A 23,951-nucleotide genomic window follows, 5' to 3' on the forward strand; every position below is an offset into this window, starting at 1 on the left:
GAGTGTGATTTTCTCACTGAATTCACATCAGTCCTCGTCGAGGCGCAGCCTGACCGCGGTCACACCCTCCAACTCCCCGAGCGCCACCACCAGGTGCTGCAGCGGCGGCCGACCGCGGAACCGCATCGACGCCCGGACCTGCTGGCGCCCGTCCTCACGCCGTACGTCGGTCGAGAGCACCGACGCCTCGAAGCCCATCGACGTCGCGGTAGACAGGATCGCCCGCAGCACCCCGGATCCGTCCAGGTACCGCACGGTCACCACGCGGTTGCGGTCCGGCGACGGAAGGATCCGGGAAAGGTGGCCGAAGGCACCGACCGCGATCAGGTGCAGCACGGTCGCGGCCCCGGCGAGCACCGGCATCCCGGCCCCACACGCCATCCCGATCGCCGCGGTCATCCAGATCGTCGCCGCGGTGGTCAGCCCGCGGACCACGTCGCGGCGCATGAAGATCACGCCGGCCCCGAGGAAACCGACACCGGAGACGACCTGGGCGGCGATCCGGGACGGGTCCAGGTTCACGTCCGTCCCGAGCACCGTCGAGAAGCCGAAGCCCGAGACCAGCGTGAACAAGGCCGCGCCGGTCCCGACCAGCGCGTGCGTCCGCATCCCGGCGCTCTTCTGCTGCAGCTGGCGTTCCAGCCCGATCACCATCGACAGACCGAACGCGATCGACAGCAGGAGCAGCTCCGTACCGGTGCTCTCCGAGAACCACGTCATGTCAAGAAGTCTGCAACAGCCTTGGCCGCGAGGGTCGCCGCGCGGTGGGCGGTCTGCCGGGTGGCACCGGCCAGGTGCGGGGTCATCACGACGTTCGGCGCGGTCAGGAGACGGGAGTCCTTGGGGACAGGCTCGGCCGGGAAGACGTCGAACGCCGCCGCGCCGAGCTGACCGGACTCGAGGGCATCGACCGTCGCCTCGTAGTCCAGGAGACCGCCACGAGCAGAGTTGACCAGTACGCCGCCGCGCGGCATCCGGGCCAGCTCGGCGGCACCGATCATGCCGCGGGTGGTGTCGGTGAGCCGCGCGTGCAGGCTGACCACGTCCGAGCGGGTGAGCAGCTCGTCGAGCTCGACGACCTCGATGCCGTCCGGCGGGGACGCCGGGTCGAGGATCGGGTCGGCGACCAGGACGTGCGCGCCGAAGGCGAGCATCACCCGCGCGACCCGGCTGCCGATCGCGCCGTACCCGACCAGGCCGACGGTCGCGCCGTCGAGCTCGCCGCCGCACTCGTCGTACGCGTAGAGGTCGCTGCGCCACTCGCCGCGCTCGAGGGTGCGCTGGAGCTGCGGAAGCTTGCGCAGGGCCCCCATCATCAGCGCGATCGCGTGCTCGGCGGCGGCGCCGGCGTTGCGGCCCGGCGTCGAGGCGACCTGGACGCCGCGCTTCGTTGCCGCGGGCACGTTCACGTTGACCGGGCCGCCGCGGCAGCAGACCAGGTAGCGGAGGTCCGGCGCCGCGTCGAGGACCCGCTCGGTGAACGGGCCCATCTGGGTGACCACCAGCTCGATCCCGGGCAGCGCCGCGATCAGCTCGTCCTCGGCGTCACTCGCCTCGTCGACCTCGGCCACCCGCCCGTACGGCGTCAGCGGCCACGGCAGCGTCAGCTCGCTGAACTCGAAGCTGACGCCCGGTAAGGCGGAAAGCTTCTCGGCGAGCAGCTCGTTGCGGACGAAGTGGTCGCCGGCCAGCAGGGTTCTCATCAAGCTCCTGAGTACGTCGGGGACGGGTCGGCCCAGCGCGGGCGGGCCGACTCGATGCGGCGGAGGTAGTGCGCGTAGCCGTCGTCGTAGAAGGCCGCGCGGGTTGCGTCGGGGTCGATCTGTTTGGTCCGGGCGATCCACTCGGGAGCCTGAACAGCTTTGGCCGCCAGCACCGCGCCGCGGGCTGCTACTTGCGAAGCCTCGGTGGTGTGCAGCGGCGTGTTCAGTACGTCGGCGAGGATCTGCGTCCACTCGGTACTGCGGGCACCTCCGCCGCAGACTGTGACCTTGCCGGTCCACCCGGCGGCTTCGAGGCAGTGGCGAGCGGCGTACGCGATCCCCTCGCAGGTCGCGCGCAGCAGATCGGCCGGGGTGGTGGACAGCGAGATCCCGTCGAACGTGCCGCGCGCGTTGGTGTCGACGAACGGCGCTCGCTCACCGGCCTCGGAGAGATAGGGCAGCACGGTCACGCCGTTCGCGCCGGGCCGACTGGTGGTGAGCAGCCCGTGCAGCTGATCGGTCGTCGCGCCGACGAGCTTCAGCACCTGGTCGAGTGCCGCGGTCCCGACCATCGCGGGCATCGCGCGCAGCCAGACACCGGGCGTCCACGTCCCCAGGAACAGCCCGGCCGGTTCGCCGTCGACCGGAAGCTCCCGCGTCACGACCTGACAAGCGAGCGTCGTCCCGACGGTCAGGAGCGCGTCGCCGGGCTCGGTCACCCCCGCGCCGATCGCCGCCGCAGGCAAGTCGTACGGACCGGCCGACACGAGCGTGCCGAGCGGCAGTCCGAGGCTGGCATCCGTCAGCTCACCAGTCGGCGTACTGACCGGCGCCAGCAGATGCCGCCAGTCGCTCAACCCACAGGCCGCCAGCGCCTCCTCGTCGTACTCACCCGTCCTCGGATCGAGGAACGGCGCCGAGGCATCCGACACATCAGTAGCCCGTACGCCGGTGAGCCGCTGCATGACGACGTCCTTGCAGTACGCCGCCGTCGCCGCTTTCGCGAGTGTCCCAGGCTCCTCCGCCAGTACGGCGGCCAGCAGCGGCCCCGAAGCGCCGGGGAACATCCGGTTGCCCGACCGGCGGAAGACCTGCTCGGCGACGCCGCTCGCAGTCCACTCGCCGAGGATCGAGCTGCTCCGAGCATCCAGCCAGGAGATCGCGGGCCGCACCGGTCGACCGACCTCGTCGACCAACCACAACCCATCGCCCTGTCCTGTGATGGCGATCAGCCCGACGTCACCACCGAGCTCCCGGACCACCTCGTTGACTGAAGCAACGATCTCGTCGGTGTCGTGCTCGAAGCGGCCAGGCCCGGGGCGGGTCAGCCGCGTCGGGCGTGACGCCTCGGCGACCTGCCGGCCCTGCTCGTCGAAGGCCACGGCCTTGGTGACCGTGGTTCCGACGTCGACACCGATGTCCACAGCGGCCTCCTAGAGCGGTGCGACGTCGACCTGGGCGCCCTGGTCGCGCAGGGTCCGGACGAGATCGTCCGGCGTCTTCTCGTCGACCACGACGACGTCGAAGTCGGTCAGCGGCGCAAGGCGGTGCAACGCCGTACGCTGCAGCTTGCCGTGATCGACGAGCAGGACCTTCGTCCGCGCCGACCGCAGCATCGCCTGCTTGACCAGCACGATCTCCTGCTCCTGGTGGAAAGCGTGCGTCGGCGACACCGCTGAAACGCTGCAGAACAACAGATCCGTGTGCAACGCCCCGACTGCCTCGGCACAAGGCAGCCCGCCGAACGAGTCGTGCGTCGCCGAGTAGATCCCACCGAGTGCGAGCAGCGTGACGTCGCGCAGCTGGGTCAGCCGCGTGATCGCCGGCAGGAAGTTCGTTGCCACGGTCAACGGAGTGATGTCCTCCAGCAGCTCGACCAGCGCCAGCGCGCTGGTCGAGTCGTCGAGCATCACCGACATGCCGGGCTCGATCATCGTCCGCGCGTGCCGGGCGATCGCGGCCTTCTCCGCCGACGCGGTGGTCAGCCGGTACGCGACGTTGCTCTCGAACACGCTGGTCGGCTGCGCGCTCACCCCACCGCGGTACTTCCGCACGACGCCCTGCCGCTCCAGCTCGTCGAGGTCGCGGTGCACGGTCATCACGCTGACCCCGAACGCCTCGACCAGGTCGTTCGCTGACACCGAGCCGTGCTGGACGACGTACGCCGCGATCTCGGCCTGCCGCCGTGCGGGCCGGCTCAGCTCGGAGCTGTCGTCGACATCGGTCATTCGGGGATCTCCGTTCGTACGGCGGGGACGTTGAAGGCTTCGAGCCCCACTGTGCCGAACTCGGCGCGCAAGCGCACGAGCGCCGCGGGACCGAGCGCCGGGAGCAGTCTGCGGTAGTCGCGGACGGGCAGGCCGAGGAGCCGGCAGACCAGCAGCCGGATCAGCGTGTTGTGCGCGACGACGAGCACCTTGCCGCCTTCGTGCCGCTCGACGATCTCGGTGAAGGCCTGCTGCACGCGTTCGGCCGCGTCGCGGACGTTCTCCCCACCGGGGAAGGGATTCGCGACCGGGTCGAGCGTGAACGCACCGGCGACCGCGGGCGGCAGTTCGCTGAGCATCTTGCCCTCCGCCGATCCGAAGTCGACCTCCCGCAGCCGCGCGTCGGTGGACGGTTCGAGGCCGAGCGCCGCGGCGGTCGGCGCGATGGTCTGCCGGGCGCGGAGCATCGGCGACGACCAGAGCGCGTCGGGGCGGAAGTCCTCGGCCCAGGCGCGGAGCAGCTCGGCCTGCTGGAGCCCGACGGAGTCGATCGGGAGATCGGTCGAGCCGGTGTAGCGGTTCCCGTGGTGCCACTCGGTGCGGCCGTGGCGCGCGAGCACGACGATGGTCCTCATCGGCGCACACCTCGCTCGACGCCGCTCCGCGCGAAGTAGCCCCGTCGGTCGAGCTCGGCCACGAACTCGCCGTACAGCTGCTCCAGCCGTTCGCTCTTCCGCGGCTCGAGCGCCCGGCTGACCCGAACCATCCGCCGCGCGGTCTCCGCCACCGACGTACCACCAGATGCCGCGAGCACCGCCATCCCGTACGCCGGGTCGGCAGCCTCCGGCAGCTCGACGGGCACCCCGAGCACGTCGGCCCGGAGCTGATTCCAGTGCTCGCTGCGGACCGCCCCGCCGGTGAGTGCGACCGATCGCGGCGGCTCCGCGCCGAGCCCGGCGAGGTGCTCGAACGCGAGCCGCTCGATGAACGCGACGCCTTGCTGCACGGCGATGTACCGCGCGAGATCGTCGGCGACCTCGCCGAGCACGAAGCCCTCGGCGTGCGGCGCAACGAACGGGAACCGCTCGCCGGGCTTGGTCAACGGGTAGATCGCGGCCTCGACCTGCCGATCCCACGCCGCGCGATCGAGCCCGTCGAGATCGGCGCCGGGCAGCATCACGCTGAACGCCCCCGCGCCGGTGTTCGACGCACCTCCCGGAAGCCACCCGTCGCCGTCCGGGTGCCGGTGGCTGTACACCGCACCCGTCGGATCGTGGATCAGCTCTTTCGTCACGCCCTTCAGCACCAGCGTGGTTCCGAGCACCGAGTTCCAAGCGCCCGGCGTCAGCGCCCCCGCGGCAATCTGCGCGGCGCACCCGTCGGTCATCCCGGCGACGATCGGAGTACCGGCGGGGACCCCGCCGACCTGTGCTTTCACCGTGCCGATCACCGTTCCGGGCAGCACGACCTCAGGCAGAACCTCAGCCGACAGTCCAAGTCGTTCGAACGACTCCGTAGGCCAGCCAAAGTCATACCCGGTCTTCAATGCATGGCTCGTATCCGTCGCAACCGGATGCCCGGCCAGATGCGCCGCCACCACATCCGCGCTGTGCGCCACCAGCTGATCAGCCTCGGCCGCCAGCCACAGCACCTTCGGCAGCGCCCACGTCGGCTGCATCGACGAACCCCACCGCTCGGGATCCGCAGCGACGATCCGCGGCACGAAGTTCGCCGCGCGGGCGTCGTCGTACATCAGCGCCGGCGACACCGGCCGCCCCTCGCGATCGGTCAGCACGACGGTCCCCGACGTGGAGCAGATCGCCAGCCCCTCGACCTCGCCGTACGGCGTGACCTCGGCGAGCACCTGCTCGACCGTGCTGATCCACTCCCGCGGGTCCTGCTCGTGCCAGACCTCACCGCGCCGGCTGGTCAGCGGGCGCGACGCCCGGGCGAGGACATCGCCGGAGCTGTCGACGAGTACGGCGCGCACGCTCTGCGTGCCGAGGTCGACGCCGATCCACGCCACAGTTCCGCCTCCCGGATGTTAGCTACGTTGGTAACATAACATCAGGAAGCGGTAAGAGAGCAGTCCTCAGCTGTGCATCAGCAGCAGCGACGGATGCGCGGTCGCCACTTCGAGGCGACCGGCGTCGACCGCACCGAAGGCGCCGATCGGGCCGCTCACAGGCCGGCCGTGCCGGTTGGTCCAGAAACCCCAGCCGGCCGGTGCGTCCGGCCACTCCGGGTCAGGCTCCCAGCCGACCGGTGGTCGCCAGGTGTCACTCGGTGGCTCAGGCCAGTCGGGTGGTGAGTTGAATCGATGCACGGGCGGCCCTTCCGGATTCCCCAGGAGACTCGTCGGCGAGAAGTGTCTGACTCCTCAACGACTTCGTTGTCCGAACGTCACGCCTAAATCTTCGTAAAGTTTATGGCCCAGAGCCCCGTTCTGACACCCCAACAGGTAGTGACGATTCGCCACTCTGCGTGCCGTTGCCATCAGCCACGATCTCGTGACGCAGCGCGGCGAAGCTCACCGAGGGTTGACATCGCCGGCGGACCGACGGACCTTGGTCGCAGTCGATCGGCGTCGTGGGGGGACCATGGATTCTGATCAGAGCGTCGCGCTGCCGCACAGGTTCGGCGGCTCCACGCTGCTGACGATGCAGTGCGCCCGCGCACGCCCCGGCCGCCCGTTCGGCGCCGACGCCGTCGCCAAGCTAACCGCCGACGGCCTGCTCGGCCAGGTGCTCTGGAGCACGACCTGTACGGCGTACGACGTCACGCCGGCGAACTTCCAGCAGCTCCGCGACAGCGGCCTCTTCCTGGCCCGCGTCGACCTGAGCGGTGTCGCGGGCGACGCCACCCGCGTCCGCGAGCTCGTACTCGCCGTCCAGGTGCTGCGCAGTCTCGGGATCCTGGTCGAGTACGACCTCGACCTGTTCACCGGTACGCCGCGCTTCGCCGGCGTCCGGGACAAGGTCGCGATGCTCCGCGCGATGGTCGGCGACGGCTCCACCCCGGCGTACTTCACGACGGCGGCGATCGAGGCCGACTGCTCGCCCTGGCTTGCGGGCTACCGGCAACGACTCGACCCCGCGGTCCGGCCCTGGCTCGGCGACGGCGGACTGTCGCAGCAGCTCGCCGACGCCTGGGCCGAGATCCTGCTCGCCGAACGCCTCCTGCTCGGCCTGCGCGGCGGCGCCGCACACCGGATCGCGCTGCAGCGGCTCACGCTGCGCAGCAACACCGAACTGCTCAACCTGGTCGCCACCAGCGCCCGCGAGTTCGAGACCTCCGGCGGCACCCGCCTGCTCGACGACGAGCTCGTCGGCCCACGGGCCGAGCTGCTCACCCAGACAATGATTGCCCTGCGCAACCGTTTCTGGTCGGCCAACGGGCACGTCGCACCGGAACCCTCCGCCGCCTACGGCGGGTGACCGTCAGTGATCCGGGCGTGAGCCCTTCCACTCGTCGTTCCAACGTTGTAACAATGGTCCATGAGAATCGCCCACCTTGTTCTCACCGCCCTGCTGCTGACCACCGCCGCCGTCCCCGCCGCCGCTGCCGAACCGCCCGAAACCCCTGCCCGTACGGAGAAAGCGATGGCCTCGACCTTCCGCAACCCGGTCAACACCGGAGCGGACCCGTCCCTCATCTACGCCAACGGTAAGTACCACGTCGCGACCACCACCGGTGACCACATCGGCATCTGGTCGTCGCCCAGCCTGGCCACGCTGCTGACCGCTCCGGAGAAGGTCGTCTACCGCGACAGCGACCCGAGCCGGAACCAGCAGATGTGGGCGCCGGCCTTCCGGCACGTCGGGAACCGCTGGTACGTCTACTACACCGCCTCCGACGGCGTCGACGCGAACCACAGGATGTACGTGCTCGAGTCGGCCGGTGACGACCCGCTCGGCCCGTACACCTTCAAGGGCAGGATCGCCGACTTCGGCGAGTACGCGATCGACGGCGAACCGATCACGCACAACGGGCAGCAGTACTTCGTCTGGACCGGCCCCGGCCGCGGCCAGGGCGGACCCGCGCAGCTCTACATCGTCCGGATGAGCAACCCCTGGACGGCGACCGGCAACCGGGTCGCGATCCCCGCGGACGGCGGCTGCAGCGAGGTCCGCGAGGGCCCGACACCGCTGTACCGCAACGGCCGGACCTGGCTCACCTACTCCTCCTGCGACACCGGCAAACCCGACTACCAGCTGTGGATGAAGAGCATCGCCAACGGCGCCGACCCGATGGTCGCGGCGAACTGGGTCCAGCACCCGGGCCCGATCTTCTCCCGCAACGACGCGAACGGCGTCTGGGGTCCCGGCCACCACTCGTTCTTCACGTCGCCGGACGGCACCGAGGACTGGATCGCCTACCACGGCAAGAACACCAGCACCTACACGTACGCGTTCCGCACCGCACGGGTGCAGAAGATCACCTGGAACGCCGACGGCTCCCCCAACCTCGGCAGCCCGCTCGCCGCCGGCGCGACCCAGCATCTGCCGTCCGGCGATCCCGGCGCGACCACCTCGGTGATCAACGACACCGACATCGGCACCGGCCAGAACCAGGTCGAGTACGCCGGAACGTGGAACTCCGGCTCCGGCTGCGGCAACCAGTGCTTCTGGGGCAACGACCACTGGACCGGCATCGCGAACGCCTCCGCCACCATCCGCTTCACCGGCACGAAGGTCGCGCTGCTCAGCGTCGTCGACGTCGGCAACGGCATCGCCGCGATCTCCATCGACGGCGGCCCGGAGCAGCGCGTCGACTACTACAGCTCGATCCGCGTCGGCGAGCAGCTCACCTACGTCAGCCCGACGCTCGCCCCCGGCCCGCACACCCTGAAGATCCGCGTCACCGGCGAGAAGAACCCGGCCTCGACCAGCACCCAGGTCAGCGTCGACCGGATCGAGGTGTCCTAGATGACAGAATGGCTGGGTGGGTGAGACGGCACAGAACCTGGTCAACGGTCAGAGCTCCGCGTGGCAGCGGATCGTCACGCACCCCTTCGTGGGGCGTACGTCGGACGGCACGCTGCCGCGGGAGACGTTCGACCGCTGGCTGACCGAGGACTACTTCTTCGTCCGCTCGTTCCAGGTCTACCTGGCCGAGCTGAGCGCGATCGCCCCCGACGACAAGGCCCGCGAGGTCCTCGCCGGGGGCATCGCCGCGCTCGTCCCGGAGCTGGCGCTGTTCGAGAAGGCCGCCGCCGAGCGCGGCCTCGACCTCGGCGTCGAGCCCTCGCTGCTGAACGTCGGCTACTCGGCGTACCTGCTGAGCACCGTGCGTGAGGGCTGGCCGGCCGCGATCGCCGTCCTGTACGCCGTGGAGAAGGCCTACTTCGACGCCTGGGCCTCGGTCCGCGACACCACCGGCCCGGACACGCCGTACGCCGGTTTCATCGCGAACTGGTCCTCGCCGGAGTTCGCGGCGTACGTCGAACAACTGGCCGCCCTCGTCGACCGCGAGCCGCTGACCCCGGCGATGGAGCTCGGCTTCGACCGCGTCGCCCGCTTCGAGATCGCGTTCTGGGACCTGGTGCACGGGTGAAGACCGCGGTCCTCGCGAGCGGCGTCGTCATCCTCGGCCTGCTCGGCGCCACCGGCGGCTACCTGGTCGGCGACCTGACCCAGCCGACGACCGCCAGCGCCAACGGCAACCCCGGCAGCGGCGACTCGCCGCCGGTCGAGTACATCGTGAAGACGCCGGTGCCGAACCACCTGCCGCCGTTCAAGTCGGCCGGGCTGAGGTACCGCAAGCAGACCTTCAGCGTGCAGCAGCAGGACCGGCCCCGGGTGACGGTGTCGATCGACATGCCGCGCGGCTGGCAGCTGACCCGCGCGACGAAGGCCCCGGGCGAGGTGAAGTTCCTCGACCCGGAGAAGGAACGTGGCGTCCGGGTCGAGTCCTCGCTGCCCGAGACGCTGCTCCCCAGCGCCCTGCGGGAGAAGCTGATCGCCAACCTGGCCAGCAGCCAGGCGCCGGAGAACGACCTGAAGATCCTCGAGAACTACGACTCCACCGAGACCGGCGCCGACGGCGACCCGCACGAGGTGTCGACGCTGATCTACACCTACATCCCGATCGAGACCCTGCGCTACGTGATCGTCCGCTGGATCGCCACCGACGACGGCGACGCCACCGTCGAGATGAGCGTCACCGGCCTGCCCCAGGACGCCGCCGGCCTGAAGGACGTCCTGGCCAAGGCCACCGAGTCGGTCACGGTTCGGGGCTACTGAGTCACCGGAGCGAACCTTTTCCCGGTTTACGGTGTCCCAATGCCATCGGGGGCGAGCCGGGGAGGAGGGATGCCCGTGGCCGGGCGAGCAGGACGCGTGCTGCTGAGCGCTGGACTGGTGCTGGTCACGCTGGCCGGCGGGGCTGGTGGGTACGGTCTCGGGCACCTGACGCAGCCGGAGGACCGGCCGTCGGGGACGGCGAGCCCGCTCGGTCCCGGTGCTGGTACGCCGACGCCGACGCCGACTGAGCCGCTCAATGTCGCAGTACCGGATCGGACACCCACGCTGAAGCGCAGCGCGCTGGTGTACAAGGAACGCGAGTTCGTCACCGAGAAGACGGTGCGCTCGCGGGTGACGGCCGAGGTGCCGAGGAACTGGAAGATGACCTTCGCCGACCCACCGGAGGAGGCCAAGTTCACCGATCCGACCGGACGGCGGTTCGTCCGGATCCAAGCTGGGTTCACCATCGAGCGGCCGCCGGCGGCGTCGATGGACATACGGCTCGACCAGCTCACCGGAACGCCGCACCGGCAGAACCTGAAGATCCTCAGCCACGATGTTGCCAAGGACAAGCGGTCGGCGACGCTGGTCTACACCTTGGTGACGGACGAGGCCCGGACACTGCGGCGCGTCATGGTGCGCTGGGTCGCGCTCGACTCCGGCAACTGTGCGGTCGAGATCGCTTCGAGTGGGCTGGACAAGGACGCCGATGCGCTCCTCGCCGTGCTCGACCGGGCAACCGAGACCGTCACCCGGTCCGACTCCTCGTTATGACGCGTCGCGCGGCCACATCATCCGGAAGACGATCGAGCGGAACCGGTAGAACCGGCGGCGGCTCGACTGGACCAGGGCTGGCGACGGCGTCAGCCGGTCGATCACATCCCGCACGGGGACTCCTCAGCGGCGTGGAACTAGTTGGGGGCCGCAGCAGAGTAGGCGTCCGGGCGCACACAGTGAAATCCCCCTGACACCAAAGTTTACGAATCAATTGCGCAGGACGGTCCCGTACGCCGGCAGCTCGCCCATCGTCCGCGGTTCGACGTACCGCTGGTAGCTGAACCCGGCGGCCCCTCCGACGAGCAGCGCGATCACCGCCGCCGCCACCCATCTCCCCTTCCGCCGCCCGCTCCGAACAGGTGCGGCACCCGAGCCCTCCGCAGGCGCCACAGCACCCGCCGCCTCCGCCGCAGGCGCGGCAGCACCCGCAGCCGAGCTCTCCACAGGCGCCACGGCAGCCACCGGCGAAACCTCCGCAGGCGCCACCCCATCAAGTACCGGCGCGCGCTGAGGCCCAGGGAGCGCGGCCTCCGCGGGGGCCTCGGCCTTCATCACCGTCGGCGCGTTCTCGTCGCTCAAGGCCGTCAGCTCGGGGTCATCGGTCGCGACAGTCTCCGCGGTCGCCACGACCTCTGTCGGCTCGCTGATGACCGGCTGCGGCAGGTACCCGTGCGTCGTCTCGTCCAGCGCCCCGACCAGCTCGCGCGTGAAGCTCGCCACGTCAGGCCAGCGGTTCGCCCGGTCCGGGTCGAGCGCGCGCACGATCGCCTCGTCGATCTTGTCCGGTACGTCGAACCCGAGGCTGCTCGGCGGCGCCGGCGCGTTCACGCGACCGGCCGCGCCCAGCCCGTCGACCTGGTGCGGCGACCGCCCGGTCAGCGCGGCGTACGCCACCGCGCCCAGCGAGTACTGATCGGCCCGCTCGTCGAGCCGCTCGCCCATCGCCTGCTCGGGGGCGACGTACGACGGCGTACCGCCCGGCATCGTGATCCGGGACACCTCGTCCAGCGACTTGCCCAGCCCGAGGTCGGACAGCACCGCGCGCTCGCCCTCGTCGGTGCTGCGGAAGAGCACGTTCGCGGGCTTCACGTCCCGGTGCAGCAGACCGCGCCGGTGCAGCGCCTGCAGACCGCGGCCGACCTGGACGACGACACCGACGGCCTCCGCGGGCGCCAGCGGCTCCTTCTTCAGCCGGTCCGCGAGCGTGCCGCGGTCGGCGTAGGTGAGGACCAGGAAGGGGCGGCCGTCCTCCAGCTCGCCGACGTCGTGCACCTGGACGACGTTCTCGGACTCGACCCGGCGCAGGAAGCGGCCTTCCTCGAGAAAACGTTTCCGGACCGCGTCGTCGTGGGCCCAGTTCTCGGCCAGCACCTTGACCGCGACCTCGGCGTCCAGCTGCTCGTCGTGAGCCAGCCACACCGTCGCGAAACCGCCTGAGCCCAGGCGTCGGCGCACGACGTACCGGCCTAGTCTGGATGGGACCCCCATACAAGGCATTATGGATCACTGGGAGTTCCCTGGTCCCGGCCGTGTTGACAACCCTGTTGACAACCCCGGGAACCACCGTGGCGGAATCGAACAGACAAGGTGCTGATGAGCGACACCAGCGGACCGACCGACGATCTCGGAGTCCTGGCCGAACGGGCCCAGGCCGGTGACAAGAACGCCCTGGACGACCTGCTCCGGCTGGTCTACCCGCGGGTGCTGCGGATCTGCCGCAGCGTGCTGCCGTACTCCGCGGACGCCGAGGACGCCGCGCAGGAGGCGCTGCTGAACGTCGCCACCAAGATCAACACCTACTCGGGCCGCAGCAGCTTCTCCACCTGGGTGCACTCGGTCGCCGCGAACTCCGCGCGCTCGACGTACCGCAAGCTGAAGCGCACCGCGCAGGCCGCGCACAACCCGGACACGATGGACAAGCCGGACCCGCGCACCACCAGCGTGATCGCCGGCACGCGCCTGGACCTGCTGGAGGCCCTGGAGACGCTGGAGAAGTCGCGTCCCCAGATGGTCACCCCGCTGGTCCTGCGCGACGTCTACGGCCTCTCGTACGAGGAGATCGCCGCGGAGGTCGGAGCGCCGCTGGGGACCGTCAAGTCGCGGATCCACGACGCGCGCGAGGTCGTCCGGCCGCTCCTGCGTCCCAAGGACTAGGACGAACCGACTCGATCACTGCCCGAAAGGGTGGTGTGAGTGACTTTGAACGTTCAATAGCTGAGGTACTGCCGGGGACTCCCGCCGCGGCCGACCGTGTGCTCAGATAAGTGCATGAAGAAGCTCATCAACGACCCTGCCGATGTTGTGAGTGAAGCGCTGCGCGGGATCGCACTCGCGCACCCCGGCCACGTCCGGGTCGACCACGAGAACCGGATCGTCTACCGCAAGGACGCACCCCGCTCCGGGAAGGTCGGACTGATCTCCGGCGGCGGTTCCGGCCACGAGCCCATGCACGGCGGGTTCGTCGGGCTCGGCATGCTCGACGCCGCGTGCGCGGGTGAAGTCTTCACCTCTCCCGTGCCCGACCAGATGATGGCCGCGACCAAGGAGGTCGACGGCGGCGCCGGCGTCCTGCACATCGTGAAGAACTACACCGGCGACGTGATGAACTTCGAGATGGCCGCCGAGCTGGCCGCCGCCGAGGCCGGGACCGAGGTGCTGTCCGTCGTCACCGACGACGACGTCGCCGTCCAGGACAGCCTCTACACGGCCGGTCGCCGCGGTGTCGGCGTGACCGTGCTGCTGGAGAAGATCGTCGGCGCGGCCGCCGAGGAAGGGCGCCCGCTGCAGGAGGTCGCCGACCTGGCCAAGAAGGTCAACGACCAGGGCCGCAGCATGGGCATGGCGCTCACCTCGTGCACCGTCCCGGCTGCCGGGAAGCCGACGTTCGAGCTGGCCGAGAACGAGATGGAGGTCGGTATCGGCATCCACGGCGAGCCAGGCAGGCAACGGTTGCCGCTGGCACCGGCCAAGGACGTCGCCGCGCTGCTCGTCGACCCGGTGCTGCAGGACCTCCCGTACCAGCAGGGCGACTCGGTGATCGCCTTCGTCAACGGCATGGGCGGTACGCCGCTGATCGAGCTGTACGTGATGTACAACGAGGTCCGCCAGCTGCTCGACGCGGCCGGGATCACGGTCGCCCGCTCGCTGGTCGGCAACTACATCACCTCGCTGGAGATGGCCGGCTGCTCGGTCACGCTGCTGAAGGTGGACGACGAGCTGGTCCGGCTCTGGGACGCCCCCGTGAACACCCCCGGCCTGCGCTGGGGCGCGTGAGCATGGGCGTCGACGACTTCGCCAACTGGCTGCGCGACCTGGCCGCGAACCTGCACGAGAACGCGGCGTACCTGACCGAGCTCGACTCGGCGATCGGCGACGCCGACCACGGCAGCAACATGGACCGTGGCTTCCAGGCCGTCGTCGCGGTACTCGACGAGACGTCGTTCACGTCGGTCGACGAGCTGCTGAAGAAGGCCGGGATGACCCTGGTCAGCAAGGTCGGCGGGGCGAGCGGACCGCTGTACGGGACGTTCTTCCTGCGCTTCGGGACGGCGCTGGCCGGGGTCGAGGTGTCGGCGGCAACTGTCGGCGAGGCGCTGAAGGCCGGGGTCGGCGGGATCCTTGCCCGGGGCAAGGCCGAGGTCGGGGACAAGACGATGTACGACGCGTGGGCGCCCGCGCTTTCGGCGTACGACGAGGCTGTTGCCGGCGGGTCGGACCTGCGCGGGGCGCTGGTAGCGGCGGCCGAGGCGGCGGCGAAGGGGCGGGACGAGACGGTGCCGCTGGTCGCGCGGAAGGGGCGGGCGAGCTATCTCGGCGAGCGGAGCGCGGGGCATCAGGATCCTGGAGCGACGAGTACGACGCTGTTGCTGGAGTCGGCCGCGCGAACTCTGGGCTGACGCGTGATCGGGATCGTGGTGGTTTCGCACAGCCGCGCCCTGGCCGATGCCGCGGTCGGGCTGGCCTCGGAAATGGTTGCTGAGGGCAATCGTCCGGTGATCGCGGTGGCCGCCGGGCTGGACGAGACGACGTTCGGGACCGATGCGGCGGCTGTCGCGGAGGCGATCGGGACGGCGGACTCGGCCGATGGTGTGCTGGTCCTTCTCGATCTCGGGAGCGCGGTGCTGAGCGCTGAGATGGCGCTGGAGTTCGTGGACCCGGAGATCGTCGAGCGGGTGAAGCTGTCGAGCGCGCCGCTGGTCGAGGGGCTGGTCGCTGCCGTGGTGACGGCGTCGACCGGGGCTTCATTGGACGAGGTGGCCACGGAGGCCGCGCGGGGGTTGGCCGGGAAGCAGGATCACCTGGGTGAGGCTTTGGTTGAAGAGCCTGCCCAGGTTGTTGCTGGTGGACAGACGCTGGAAGTTGCTCTGCGCATCGAGCATGGGTTGCACGCTCGGCCGGCGGCTCGGCTGACTGCGCTGGTGCGGCAGTTCGATGCTGCGGTGACGGCGTACAACCTGGACACCGGGAAGGGGCCGGTTGACGCGGGGAGCCTCAGTCGGGTGGCGACGCTGAATGCGCAGCAGCACCATCGGGTGGAGTTCGCGGCGTCCGGTCCGCAGGCGGCGGAGGTGCTGGCGGCGATCAAGGCGCTGGCCGATCGGGACTTCGATGACCAGCCAGAGGTCGCGGTGGGTAGGGCCGAGGGTGGGAGTGGTTCTGGGCTGGATGTTGCTGTCGGACCTGCTGTGGTGGTTGCTGCTGAGGTTGAGCTGGGCGGCTACGCGGCCGGTGACGTCGACACCGAGCGGGATCGGGCGAAGCAGGCGCGAAGCGCCGCCGAGGATCAGTTGCAGCGGTTGCGGGACGCGGCGGCGGAGCGGCTCGGTGGCGGCGAGGCGGGCATCTTCGACGCTCAGGCGGGTTTGCTCGCGGACAGCGTGGTGCTTGACGGGGTGTTCCGATTGGTTGCCCAAGGCACCGATGCGGCCGTTGCCTGGAGGGACTCGCTTGATCGGCTGGCCGACGAGTTCGACGGGCTGGACGACGCCTACCAGCGGGAACGCGCGCAGGATGTCCGAAGCGTGCGGGATCGGGTCCTGCGCGCACTGACCGGCGCACCGGAGCCTGCCGCTCCGGCGGCGGGGACCGTGCTGGTGGTACCCGAGCTGGATGCGGCGACGGCTGCGGTGATCGACGCGGGGGTCGCCGGGATCGCCGTACGGGCTGCTGGGACGACGGGGCACGGGGTGATCGTGGCGCGGTCGCGCGGAATCCCTTTGATCACCGGGATCGGCGACGTCGCCGTGGCCGACGGGGTGCTGGTCGGGTTCGACGCGCGCGACGGGAGCTTCGTGGTGGAGCCCGATCGGCAGGCGTTCGAGAGCACGATCCGCGAACGCCAGGACGAGCGTGAGGCCGCGTTGACGGCGGTGGACGAACCCGCGACGACGACCGACGGGCGGACGATTCCCGTGCTGGTGAACGTCGGGTCGGTGCAGGACGCGCGGGACGCGCGCGGGGCCGACGGGTCGGGGCTGGTCCGGACGGAGGTGCTGTTCGGGGATCGCGGGACGGCGCCGACGGCGGCCGAGCAGGCGGCGGCGTACCGGGAGATCGCGGCGGCGCTGGGTGGGAAGCCGATCACGATCAGGACCTGGGACGTGGGTGGCGACAAGCCGCTGCGGTTCCTCCCGCAGGCAACAGAACCGAATCCGTTCTTGGGAGAGAGAGGGATTCGCACCTTTCGTGCGAAGTCCGACCTGCTCGCGACTCAGCTCGAAGCCATCCGCTTGGTGGCCGCCGAGACTCCCGTACAGGTGATGTTCCCGATGATCACCACCGCCGAGGAGGTCACCTGGGCCCTCCAGCAGCTCGGGCCGCGGCCGGCGGGGCTGAAGGTCGGGATCATGGTCGAGGTCCCGGCCGCGGCGCTGCGGATCGAGACGCTCGCGAAGGACCTCGACTTCGTGAGCATCGGGACCAACGACCTCACGCAGTACACGACAGCAGCCGACCGGACCAACACAGCTGTGGCCGGTCTTGCCGACGGACTCGACCCCGCCGTACTGCGGCTGATCGATCGCGTGGTCAGGCAGGTCCCGTTGGGCGTGCACGTGGCAGTCTGTGGCGACCTGGCCAGCGACCCGCTGGCGGCAGTGCTGCTGGTGGGTCTCGGCGTACAGGAGCTGAGTGCAGTAGGCCCGCAGGTCCCCCTGGTGAAGGCCAAGCTGCGTCAGATCAGCGCGGTCGACGCAGCGATGGCTGCAGCGACCGCACTGACCCTGGACAGCGCAGCGGCGGTCCGTCAGCGGCTGAAGTAGCGCAGCTCAACCAGGTTGTAGCCGGAGGTCTTCACCGACTTGGCGGGGAGCGTGTACGACTCCCCGGGCTCCAGGTACACCAGCCCGTCCTGCGGCGCCGTCTCCAGATCCAGGTCGACCACCAGCGCCGGGTAGGCGCCAGTGCGCCAGGTGTACGACTCCCCCGCGTCCGGCGTCACGTGCTGGACGCGGACGTCGTCCTCGTCGACCACGGTCTTCGCCGGGATCTCACCGACCTCCGCGAACGCGCTCTCCGCCGCGACACCCTCCGGTACGTCGTTCGCCGCCCCGGACGCCTCCTCGCCGAGGTCCAGCACCTCGATCAGCCGGTTCCGGTACGCCGCGTCGCCGTGGTTGGTGAGCATGTGCACCGGCGACACCGGGCGGTAGACCGAGCCGCCGACGGTCTCGCTGAGCTGGCGGGCCGGGCTGCCGTCGAGCCAGTCCATGTGGCAGGGCGACGTGGACAGGCACAGCACGACGTACGGGTTGTGGTGCAGGTGCCAGCCCTGCGCCTCACCCGGGTCGAGCGCGACCTCCCAGACCCGGACGCGGGGGTTCTCCAGCAGCACCCGGGTGCCGATCTCGCCGAGCACGACCTCGGTGCCGTCGGGGGCGAGCGCGGTGGTTCCTGCAGTCATCGTGGATCTCTCCGATTCAGTCGACGGACCGTTCCATCGCGACGCCGCCCAGGACGACGCCGTCGGGCATGGTCAGCTCCTCCGCGGCGAGCTCGGTGAAGCCGAACGACTTGTACAGCGGTACGCCGGGCAGCGTCGCCATCAGCGCGAGCCGCGTGAACCCCTCGGCCCGGGCGGCGTCCACGCAGGCGGTGAGGATCGCCCGGCCGAGCCCGCGCCGGGTCCAGTCCGCGCGGACGAACATCGCCCGGATCCGGGCCGGCTCGGTCGCCGGGTCGAGCAGCCGCGCGTCCGCGCCGGCGCCGGTCCCGTTGTAGAGCTTGTTGCGCCGGCTCCAGCCGCCGCAGGCGACGATCTCCCCGGCGGCCTCGTGCACGTAGTACGTGCCGTCGTCGATCAGCGCCAGGTCCAGCGCGGCGATGTGCACCGCGGCACTGGCCGTCTGCCGCTCGTCGTAGTACGCCGGGAACAGCTCGGCCACCGACGCCCGCATCAGCTCCGCGATCGCGGCGGCGTCGGCGGCCACGGCGGGCCGCAGTACAGGGGTCACACCGGTCAGGCTATTTCAGGCGGTCAGGGCGCGCCGTGGTGGGCCCTGGTCGCTCGGAACAGCAGCGTGCCGCCGACGAGCATCACTGTCGCCGCGTGCAGGACCTTGTCGGGGTGGTCCTCGAGGATCAGCATCAGGACGGTCACCACGAGCGCCGCGCCGCCGAGCAGGCCCTGGAGCGCGACTTCGATCCACCAGCGGAAGGTCCCGGCGAGGACCGGCGCGCGCCCGGGCGGATGGGCCGGGTCGGGCAGCCGCATCAGCGCCTGCTCGCGCTGCTGCTCACGCATCGCCGCCCAGCGGCTCCTCCGGGGCGCCGGCGGCGGAGCCGCTGCCCGACGCCGCGCTTCAGCCTGCGCACGCTCCTCCCGCTCGGCCTCGGCCTGCTCCTCGTCTTGCCGCTGCGCCTCGGCCTGCTCCTTCTTCTGCCGGCGCTTCCACTCGGCACCGTGAAAGTGCGCGACGCCCTCGACCGCACCTCCGTGCAGAAGCTGTGTACTCCACCGAGCCTGCATCCGACCGGCTTCGGTCAGCTCATACGCTCCTTCGACCAAACCCCGCTCGACCAGCTCCTCGAGCACCACACCGAGCTGGTCCTCGGCAACCCCCGTACGCCGCGTGAGATCCTCACGAGTCCGCGGCCCCGCGGCCAGCATCCGCAGAACTTGCGTCCGCAGTACGTCCTCCGGTGCCCCAACCTTCGCCCGCCGGCCAGCTGCCCGCCGGCGCATCGCGCGCTTCTTCTCCACCCGCGCCGCCAGCGCAGCGTCGATGAACCTCGCACCAGGCTTCGCCAGCGCCCGCCGTAAGCTCAGCCGCCCGACCCCACCCGGCGCCAGCTCGAACCGCGCCTCGCCGGAGGCTTCCCGGCCGACGGCGACCGTACCGGCATCGCCGCCCAGCGGAACGACGGCGACGTACTCGTCCTCGATCATCCGATCGAGCAGTTCGGCCAGGTGCCACGGGTTCGTGCCGACCGCCCGGGCCAGCTCGTTCTCGGTCCGCGGCCCACCCTCGAGCGCGCTCAGCAGCGCGAGCTCGATCGCACCGTCGTCCTGCTCCACCCCGGCCTCCCCAGCCCGCCGACCGGCAGTAGTCTCCCACCCACCACCGGTCACCAACCCTCAGTTGCAGCAAGCTGCAGAACTCAGCCGGCCACCAACCGCAGAATTCCCGCCGACGCGGTCGGTTGAAGCGTCGCCTCGACCCGGACGACCTGCGCCCGGACCGGCGCGAAGCTCGCGGTGCTGAGACAGTCCGGAGCCACCGGGTACGTCGCCTCGATCGGCCGCCAAATCTCCCTGTCCAGCCAGAGCACCCGCCACGACTGCGGCAACCGGCAGTCCCCCGCGTCGTCCACCCAGTAGACCGACACCGTCGACAGCTCCCGCGGCGTCCGCAGGTCGTACTGGATCCACTCGGTCGTCCCGCGCTGCTCACGCCAGGTGAAGCGCGGGATCGTGGCGTCGGCCGACGACGCCGGGACCCGGTCGTCGTTCACCGCCTCCAGCGAGTCGGCCTTGTGCACGTGCGACGCGGTGATCCGGGTGCGGTGGACCCAATCGATGCCCTCGGCATCGACCTGCGGGAACGCCGTGACCCGCAGCCGCGCGGCGCCCATCGGGATCAGCGCGATCTGCTCGACCGGCTCCGTACTCCGCGCGGGGCTCGGCTGGAGCAGCCCGACGACATCCTCGGTGTCGGTCTCCCACTGCGGGATGCGCTGCCCGGTCGTCGTGATCGCGAGCGGTACGCCGTCCTGCGTGAACGGGTCCTGGCCGGCTTCGCGGCGGACGAGCTCGAAGGTGGCGCCGGTCGGGAGCCCGTAGTTCCACGGCGACTCCGGGTGGACGGCGAGCTCGGGCCACTCGTCGGTGCCACCGATCCGCTCGTAGCGTTCGGCGATCGCGAGCGAGTAGGTGAGCGGGCCGCGGTCGACCGAGATCGAGTTCTGGTTGGCCGACCAGGTCCGGGTGGTGATCCGCATCGGGAGCTTCAGCGTCACCTGGTCACCGTCGGACCAGGTGCGGTCGAGCTTCACCCAGTTGCCCTCGGCCCGTTCACCGTTGACCTCGGCCCCTTCCGCCCAGCCGGGAATCCTCAGGTACAACGGAAACTCGACCGGATCGGCAGTCCCGACGGTGAACGTGATCGTGTCGTCGAAGGGATACTCGGTGTCCTGGGCAACAGTCACCGCGCGACCGTCCCCGACCGTCGCGGTCACTGTGCTCGCGGCGTACAGCGATGCGGCCAGCCCACCGTCGGTGGTGGCCAGCCAGAGCTCCTGCGCGTAGTACGGCCAGGCCATCCCGTAGTTGTGCGGGCAGCAGCGGTACTGGCGGACGCCGTACTTGAAGGCCTGCATCGGAAAGGGATTCTCGAACTGCCCGTGCTTCATCCGGTCGTCGAGCTGCACGCTGTTCGCGCACGTCATGTAGTGCAGCACCTGCTGCAACGGGTCGTAGGACGCCGGCAGCGCGTTGAACGCGAGCTCCTCGCAGCGATCGGCCCAGACCGTGTCGCCGGTGAACCGGGTGAGCATCTCGAAGCTGTGCATGAACTCGGCGATCCCGCACACCTCGAAACCCTGCCGCGGGTCGACGAAGCCCGGCCGCGGGTTCTCGTCCCCGGCGAAACCACCGCCGGGGAACTGCCCGTACTCCGCCATCACCGTCGCATAGTTCCGGTACGTCGCCGCGGCGTAGTCGCGGTCGGTGGCCAACAGCCCGTACTGCAACGGCTCCCGGAACCCCTGGGCCAGGTTCACGTTGTGCCAGTTCGGGATACCGGAGACGTAGTCGGCCGAGCCCGCGTGCATCTTGTGCACCAGGTCGAGCAGCCACGCGTCGCCGGTCCGGTTGTAGAGCCAGTACGCGCTGTCGATGTTGTCGCCCCAGCGGAACGCACCCCACGACCGGTTGAACACCTCCGGCGGCTGCGTGTTCTGGAACGCCAGGTACCGGGCCATGAACGGGATCACCCGCTCGTCGCCGGTGTACTCGAACCACGAGCGCAGCGCCCCGAGCAGCGGCATCCCCGGCCAGAAGTCCGGGCCGCCCTCGAGCGACGTCCGGAGCCGCTCCGGGCCGAACCAGCCATCGGCTGCCTGGGTCGCGAGGATCCCGTTGATCCACCGCTCGGTCCTCCTCAGTACGCCGGGGTCGCCGGTGACGTAGCCGAGGTCGCCGAAGCCGCGCAGCCAGTACGGCAGCTCCTCCCAGGCGTCCAGCGCCGGGTCGACCCAGCCGTTGGTCTCGTACACCAGGAAGTCCGAGATCTCGTCGTACCGGCCGCAGAGCCCCTTGACCTGCAGGTCGAGCTGCTGCGCCAGCCAGCCGCGCGGCACGATCGCGCCCGGCGGCAGCTTCTGGAACGGGACCGGCCGCAGCGGCTCTCGGTTCGGGACGTAGTGGCCACCGCGGGTGGCCGGGGGAAGGTCGGGCACGGGCTCGCCTTTCGCCGGATGACAACGTGAGACACCCCAGTCCTACCCCAGGTGCTCACCCGCTGACACTTCCGTGCGCTGAAATGGGTCGAAAGGTGCTGGACATGTACGGGGCATGACGCAGACACCGATCAGGCCCCGCCCCGGGCCAGTGAGCGAGGCAGCTGTGCACGACCCGCCGGGGGACAGCAGCCGCCGGGACCGGTTCGAGCAGGTCTTCGCCGCCCATCGGGAGGCGGTCCTCGGCTACCTGCTGCGGCGGACCGGCTCCAGCCACGACGCCGCCGACCTGCTCGCGGACACCTTCGTGGTGGTCTGGCGCCGCCTCGACGAGGTGCCCGGCGGGGAGCAGACCAAGCCCTGGCTGTACGGCGTCGCGCGGCGGGTGCTCGCCAACCACCGGCGCGGTGAAGGCCGGCGCAACGCGCTCGCCGACCGGCTGCGCGACGAGCTGGTCGACACCGCGACACCGGGCCCGGAGCCGCTCGACGGCGACTCGGCGACCGCGCAGGCGTTCCGGGCGCTGCCCGAGCCGGACCGGGAGCTGCTCAGGCTGGTCGCGTGGGAGGACCTGGACACCGCGCAGATCGCGACCGTGCTCGGCTGCTCGCGCAACGCCGTACGGATCAGGCTGCACCGGGCGCGCAAGCGCTTCACCAAGCTGCTCACAACCCGCCCACCGGTGACGGTGCGAGGAGAGGTATCCCATGAAGACATCTGACACCGACGCGGCGGTCCGCGCGCTCAAGCCCGGTACGACGCCGCAGGTGGGCGCCGAGACCTGGGACCACCTCGCGGACGCGATCTCTGCAACGGATGTGCACCCGCTGGCCCAGGACGGTGGTTCGGTCGCCGCCACGAACTGGAGGCGGATCACCCGCCCCGCCCGTCCCCGGCTCGCGCTGGCCGGCGCGTTCAGCCTGCTGATCGTCGGCGTCGTCGCGGCCACCGTCGTACGGACACCCGGGCAGGATCAGCCGCAGGCTCTGTCGTTCACCGACAGCGGCAACACCGTGATCGTCCGCGTGGTCGACCCGAACGCCGACCCGAAGCGCTACAACGCCGAGTTCAAGGCGATGGGTCTGAAGGTCAAGGTGAAGACCGTGCCGGTCAGCCCGCCGGGCGTCGGCAAGTTCATCACCTACGCGGTCCCGGTCGGTGGCGGCGAGGGCTTGCGGCTGCTCGATCCGGGCGAGAAGTGCAGCGGCACCCTGAACGCCGCCGACCCCGGCTGCCAGGACGGCGTCGAGGTACCGAAGAACCTGGACGGCTGGGCGGAGATCGAGTTCGGCCGGGCCGCGAAGAAGGGCGAGCTGTACCACCACTTCAGCAGCAACATCGACGACCCGGGCGAGGTGCTGGCCGGGGTGAAGTTCCGCGGCCTGACGATCGCGCAGGTCAGGCCGGTCCTGGCCGCGCACGGCTTGACGATCGAGAGCTACCACGCCGCCGGGACCCGCCCGGAGACCGGCCCGATCGACACCCCGCCAGACAGCTGGTTCGTGCACGACGCCACGTCGTACGTCGCCGGCGAGGTCCAGCTGGACGTCGCCGAGACCAAGTAACCCCGCGGCCCGTCGGTCCTACCCGGACCGGCGGGCTTGTCGCTTCGGCGCCGACGCCCAGCGCCAGCTGACCAGCACCCACGCGACCGCCGGCAGCGCGAAGATCGCCGCCGCGACCTCCTTGCCGAACACCAGGAACACCAGCCCGGTCAGGAAGAACGGCAGCGCCAGCCACACCGCACCCACGAACGCGGCCCACCGCCAGCGCCCCGGCTTCTTCGCGGGCGGCGAGTAGAACGACGGCGCCGGCAGCCCGCCGAACGCGACCAGCAGGTCCCCGTGCGTCACGGCCTCCTGCACCAGATCGACCCGCCGATGCAGCTCGTCCTCGTCCAGCCTCCCGATCGCGAACTGCTCAGCCAACTCGTCGAAACAGACCCGGCGCTCTTCGTCGGTCAACCGCACCGAAGCCAGCCGCCGCCGAGCCGCCACCACCCGAGCTTCCTGCCCGGCCGCAGCCGCCATCCCGGCCAGATTCCCCAACTGCTGCTGCCCCCGCTCCCAGGGCAGATCCGGCCGCCGTTCCCACTGCTTGTCAGCCATTTCACACTCCCCACT

General features: G+C 70.4%; 24 protein-coding genes and 1 pseudogene. 12 read left to right on the top strand and 13 right to left on the bottom strand.

Translation table 11 applies throughout. The annotated features are described in order from the left end of the window. Nucleotides 1–27 precede the first annotated feature (27 nt). From ACZ6Z4_RS19085 to ACZ6Z4_RS19115, 7 genes are all read right to left on the bottom strand, one after another. Entirely contained in the window at nucleotides 28–720 is a 693-nt protein-coding gene (locus ACZ6Z4_RS19085) for an MgtC/SapB family protein (RefSeq protein WP_465565646.1), read from the bottom strand. After that, nucleotides 717–1,703: a 2-hydroxyacid dehydrogenase gene (locus ACZ6Z4_RS19090; protein WP_465565649.1), complete on the bottom strand. Its 987-nt coding sequence runs from the start codon at nucleotides 1,701–1,703 to the stop codon at nucleotides 717–719. The genes ACZ6Z4_RS19085 and ACZ6Z4_RS19090 overlap by 4 nt, the downstream gene beginning before the upstream one ends. Further along, nucleotides 1,703–3,127: an FGGY family carbohydrate kinase gene (locus tag ACZ6Z4_RS19095; RefSeq protein ID WP_465565652.1), complete on the bottom strand. Its 1,425-nt coding sequence runs from the start codon at nucleotides 3,125–3,127 to the stop codon at nucleotides 1,703–1,705. The genes ACZ6Z4_RS19090 and ACZ6Z4_RS19095 overlap by 1 nt, the downstream gene beginning before the upstream one ends. Before the next feature lie 9 nt (nucleotides 3,128–3,136). After that, nucleotides 3,137–3,931, bottom strand: coding sequence for a DeoR/GlpR family DNA-binding transcription regulator (locus ACZ6Z4_RS19100; protein ID WP_465565655.1), 795 nt, complete (start codon nucleotides 3,929–3,931; stop codon nucleotides 3,137–3,139). Then, nucleotides 3,928–4,545 (bottom strand): histidine phosphatase family protein, encoded by a 618-nt coding sequence (locus ACZ6Z4_RS19105; protein WP_465565658.1) that lies wholly within the window; start codon nucleotides 4,543–4,545, stop codon nucleotides 3,928–3,930. The genes ACZ6Z4_RS19100 and ACZ6Z4_RS19105 overlap by 4 nt, the downstream gene beginning before the upstream one ends. Beyond that, complete coding sequence (locus tag ACZ6Z4_RS19110; protein WP_465565662.1) at nucleotides 4,542–5,936, bottom strand: FGGY-family carbohydrate kinase; 1,395 nt, start codon at nucleotides 5,934–5,936, stop codon at nucleotides 4,542–4,544. Before ACZ6Z4_RS19110 ends, ACZ6Z4_RS19105 begins: the two co-directional genes overlap by 4 nt. A gap of 66 nt (nucleotides 5,937–6,002) precedes the next feature. After that, nucleotides 6,003–6,236 carry a hypothetical protein gene (locus ACZ6Z4_RS19115; RefSeq protein WP_363669596.1) on the bottom strand — a complete coding sequence of 78 codons (234 nt, stop codon included), beginning with the start codon at nucleotides 6,234–6,236 and terminating at the stop codon, nucleotides 6,003–6,005. A 274-nt stretch (nucleotides 6,237–6,510) separates the two neighbouring features. On the opposite strand from ACZ6Z4_RS19115, the gene ACZ6Z4_RS19120 reads away from it, so the two are divergent. The 5 genes from ACZ6Z4_RS19120 to ACZ6Z4_RS19140 all read left to right on the top strand — a co-directional run bounded on the left by ACZ6Z4_RS19120 (nucleotide 6,511) and on the right by ACZ6Z4_RS19140 (nucleotide 10,929). Beyond that, nucleotides 6,511–7,347: a hypothetical protein gene (locus tag ACZ6Z4_RS19120; protein ID WP_465565668.1), complete on the top strand. Its 837-nt coding sequence runs from the start codon at nucleotides 6,511–6,513 to the stop codon at nucleotides 7,345–7,347. Nucleotides 7,348–7,407: 60 nt separating this feature from the next. Continuing rightward, the gene (locus ACZ6Z4_RS19125; RefSeq protein WP_465565671.1) at nucleotides 7,408–8,838 is read left to right on the top strand and encodes a family 43 glycosylhydrolase; all 1,431 of its coding nucleotides are present in this window, start codon (nucleotides 7,408–7,410) and stop codon (nucleotides 8,836–8,838) included. Nucleotides 8,839–8,854: 16 nt separating this feature from the next. Next, complete coding sequence (locus tag ACZ6Z4_RS19130) at nucleotides 8,855–9,466, top strand: thiaminase II/PqqC family protein (RefSeq protein ID WP_465565674.1); 612 nt, start codon at nucleotides 8,855–8,857, stop codon at nucleotides 9,464–9,466. Next, complete coding sequence (locus ACZ6Z4_RS19135) at nucleotides 9,463–10,155, top strand: hypothetical protein (protein WP_465565677.1); 693 nt, start codon at nucleotides 9,463–9,465, stop codon at nucleotides 10,153–10,155. Before ACZ6Z4_RS19130 ends, ACZ6Z4_RS19135 begins: the two co-directional genes overlap by 4 nt. 69 nt (nucleotides 10,156–10,224) lie before the next feature. Next, complete coding sequence (locus tag ACZ6Z4_RS19140) at nucleotides 10,225–10,929, top strand: hypothetical protein (protein ID WP_465565680.1); 705 nt, start codon at nucleotides 10,225–10,227, stop codon at nucleotides 10,927–10,929. A 210-nt stretch (nucleotides 10,930–11,139) separates the two neighbouring features. Here the strand turns inward: ACZ6Z4_RS19140 and ACZ6Z4_RS19145 are convergent, their stop codons facing one another. Further along, nucleotides 11,140–12,387: a serine/threonine-protein kinase gene (locus ACZ6Z4_RS19145; protein ID WP_465565683.1), complete on the bottom strand. Its 1,248-nt coding sequence runs from the start codon at nucleotides 12,385–12,387 to the stop codon at nucleotides 11,140–11,142. 138 nt (nucleotides 12,388–12,525) lie between these two features. On the opposite strand from ACZ6Z4_RS19145, the gene ACZ6Z4_RS19150 reads away from it, so the two are divergent. The 5 genes and pseudogenes from ACZ6Z4_RS19150 (at nucleotide 12,526) to ptsP (ending at nucleotide 17,192) form a co-directional block, all read left to right on the top strand. After that, nucleotides 12,526–13,086 carry an RNA polymerase sigma factor gene (locus tag ACZ6Z4_RS19150; protein ID WP_363669610.1) on the top strand — a complete coding sequence of 187 codons (561 nt, stop codon included), beginning with the start codon at nucleotides 12,526–12,528 and terminating at the stop codon, nucleotides 13,084–13,086. Between the two features lie 114 nt (nucleotides 13,087–13,200). Beyond that, nucleotides 13,201–14,205, top strand: coding sequence for a dihydroxyacetone kinase subunit DhaK (gene dhaK / locus ACZ6Z4_RS19155; protein ID WP_465565687.1), 1,005 nt, complete (start codon nucleotides 13,201–13,203; stop codon nucleotides 14,203–14,205). Between the two features lie 2 nt (nucleotides 14,206–14,207). Beyond that, nucleotides 14,208–14,828 (top strand): dihydroxyacetone kinase subunit DhaL, encoded by a 621-nt coding sequence (gene dhaL / locus ACZ6Z4_RS19160; RefSeq protein WP_465566782.1) that lies wholly within the window; start codon nucleotides 14,208–14,210, stop codon nucleotides 14,826–14,828. 3 nt (nucleotides 14,829–14,831) lie between these two features. Continuing rightward, nucleotides 14,832–15,242, top strand: a pseudogene (gene dhaM / locus ACZ6Z4_RS19165) (dihydroxyacetone kinase phosphoryl donor subunit DhaM); the annotation flags it as partial. Beyond that, entirely contained in the window at nucleotides 15,243–17,192 is a 1,950-nt protein-coding gene (gene ptsP, locus ACZ6Z4_RS19170; RefSeq protein WP_465566785.1) for a phosphoenolpyruvate--protein phosphotransferase, read from the top strand. It begins immediately after the preceding pseudogene. Here ptsP and ACZ6Z4_RS19175 read toward each other — a convergent pair. The 4 genes from ACZ6Z4_RS19175 to ACZ6Z4_RS19190 all read right to left on the bottom strand — a co-directional run bounded on the left by ACZ6Z4_RS19175 (nucleotide 17,177) and on the right by ACZ6Z4_RS19190 (nucleotide 21,828). Further along, complete coding sequence (locus ACZ6Z4_RS19175) at nucleotides 17,177–17,833, bottom strand: cupin domain-containing protein (protein WP_465565690.1); 657 nt, start codon at nucleotides 17,831–17,833, stop codon at nucleotides 17,177–17,179. The two genes, ptsP and ACZ6Z4_RS19175, sit on opposite strands and share 16 nt — an antisense overlap. A 16-nt stretch (nucleotides 17,834–17,849) precedes the next feature. Beyond that, nucleotides 17,850–18,383, bottom strand: a complete 534-nt coding sequence (locus ACZ6Z4_RS19180) for a GNAT family N-acetyltransferase (protein ID WP_363669614.1) — start codon at nucleotides 18,381–18,383, stop codon at nucleotides 17,850–17,852. A gap of 23 nt (nucleotides 18,384–18,406) precedes the next feature. Continuing rightward, on the bottom strand, nucleotides 18,407–19,447 hold the full coding sequence (locus ACZ6Z4_RS19185; protein WP_465565693.1) for a hypothetical protein: 1,041 nt from the start codon (nucleotides 19,445–19,447) through the stop codon (nucleotides 18,407–18,409). Nucleotides 19,448–19,530: 83 nt separating this feature from the next. Then, nucleotides 19,531–21,828: a beta-L-arabinofuranosidase domain-containing protein gene (locus ACZ6Z4_RS19190; RefSeq protein WP_465565696.1), complete on the bottom strand. Its 2,298-nt coding sequence runs from the start codon at nucleotides 21,826–21,828 to the stop codon at nucleotides 19,531–19,533. Between the two features lie 115 nt (nucleotides 21,829–21,943). On the opposite strand from ACZ6Z4_RS19190, the gene ACZ6Z4_RS19195 reads away from it, so the two are divergent. Next, nucleotides 21,944–22,549 (top strand): RNA polymerase sigma factor, encoded by a 606-nt coding sequence (locus ACZ6Z4_RS19195; protein WP_465565699.1) that lies wholly within the window; start codon nucleotides 21,944–21,946, stop codon nucleotides 22,547–22,549. Further along, nucleotides 22,536–23,393, top strand: coding sequence for a hypothetical protein (locus ACZ6Z4_RS19200; protein ID WP_465565702.1), 858 nt, complete (start codon nucleotides 22,536–22,538; stop codon nucleotides 23,391–23,393). The genes ACZ6Z4_RS19195 and ACZ6Z4_RS19200 overlap by 14 nt, the downstream gene beginning before the upstream one ends. A gap of 18 nt (nucleotides 23,394–23,411) precedes the next feature. Here ACZ6Z4_RS19200 and ACZ6Z4_RS19205 read toward each other — a convergent pair whose 3' ends face one another. Further along, entirely contained in the window at nucleotides 23,412–23,936 is a 525-nt protein-coding gene (locus ACZ6Z4_RS19205) for a DUF1707 SHOCT-like domain-containing protein (RefSeq protein WP_465565705.1), read from the bottom strand. Between the last annotated feature and the right edge of the window lie 15 nt (nucleotides 23,937–23,951).

It is taken from the genome of Kribbella sp. NPDC104740 (genome assembly GCF_055583505.1).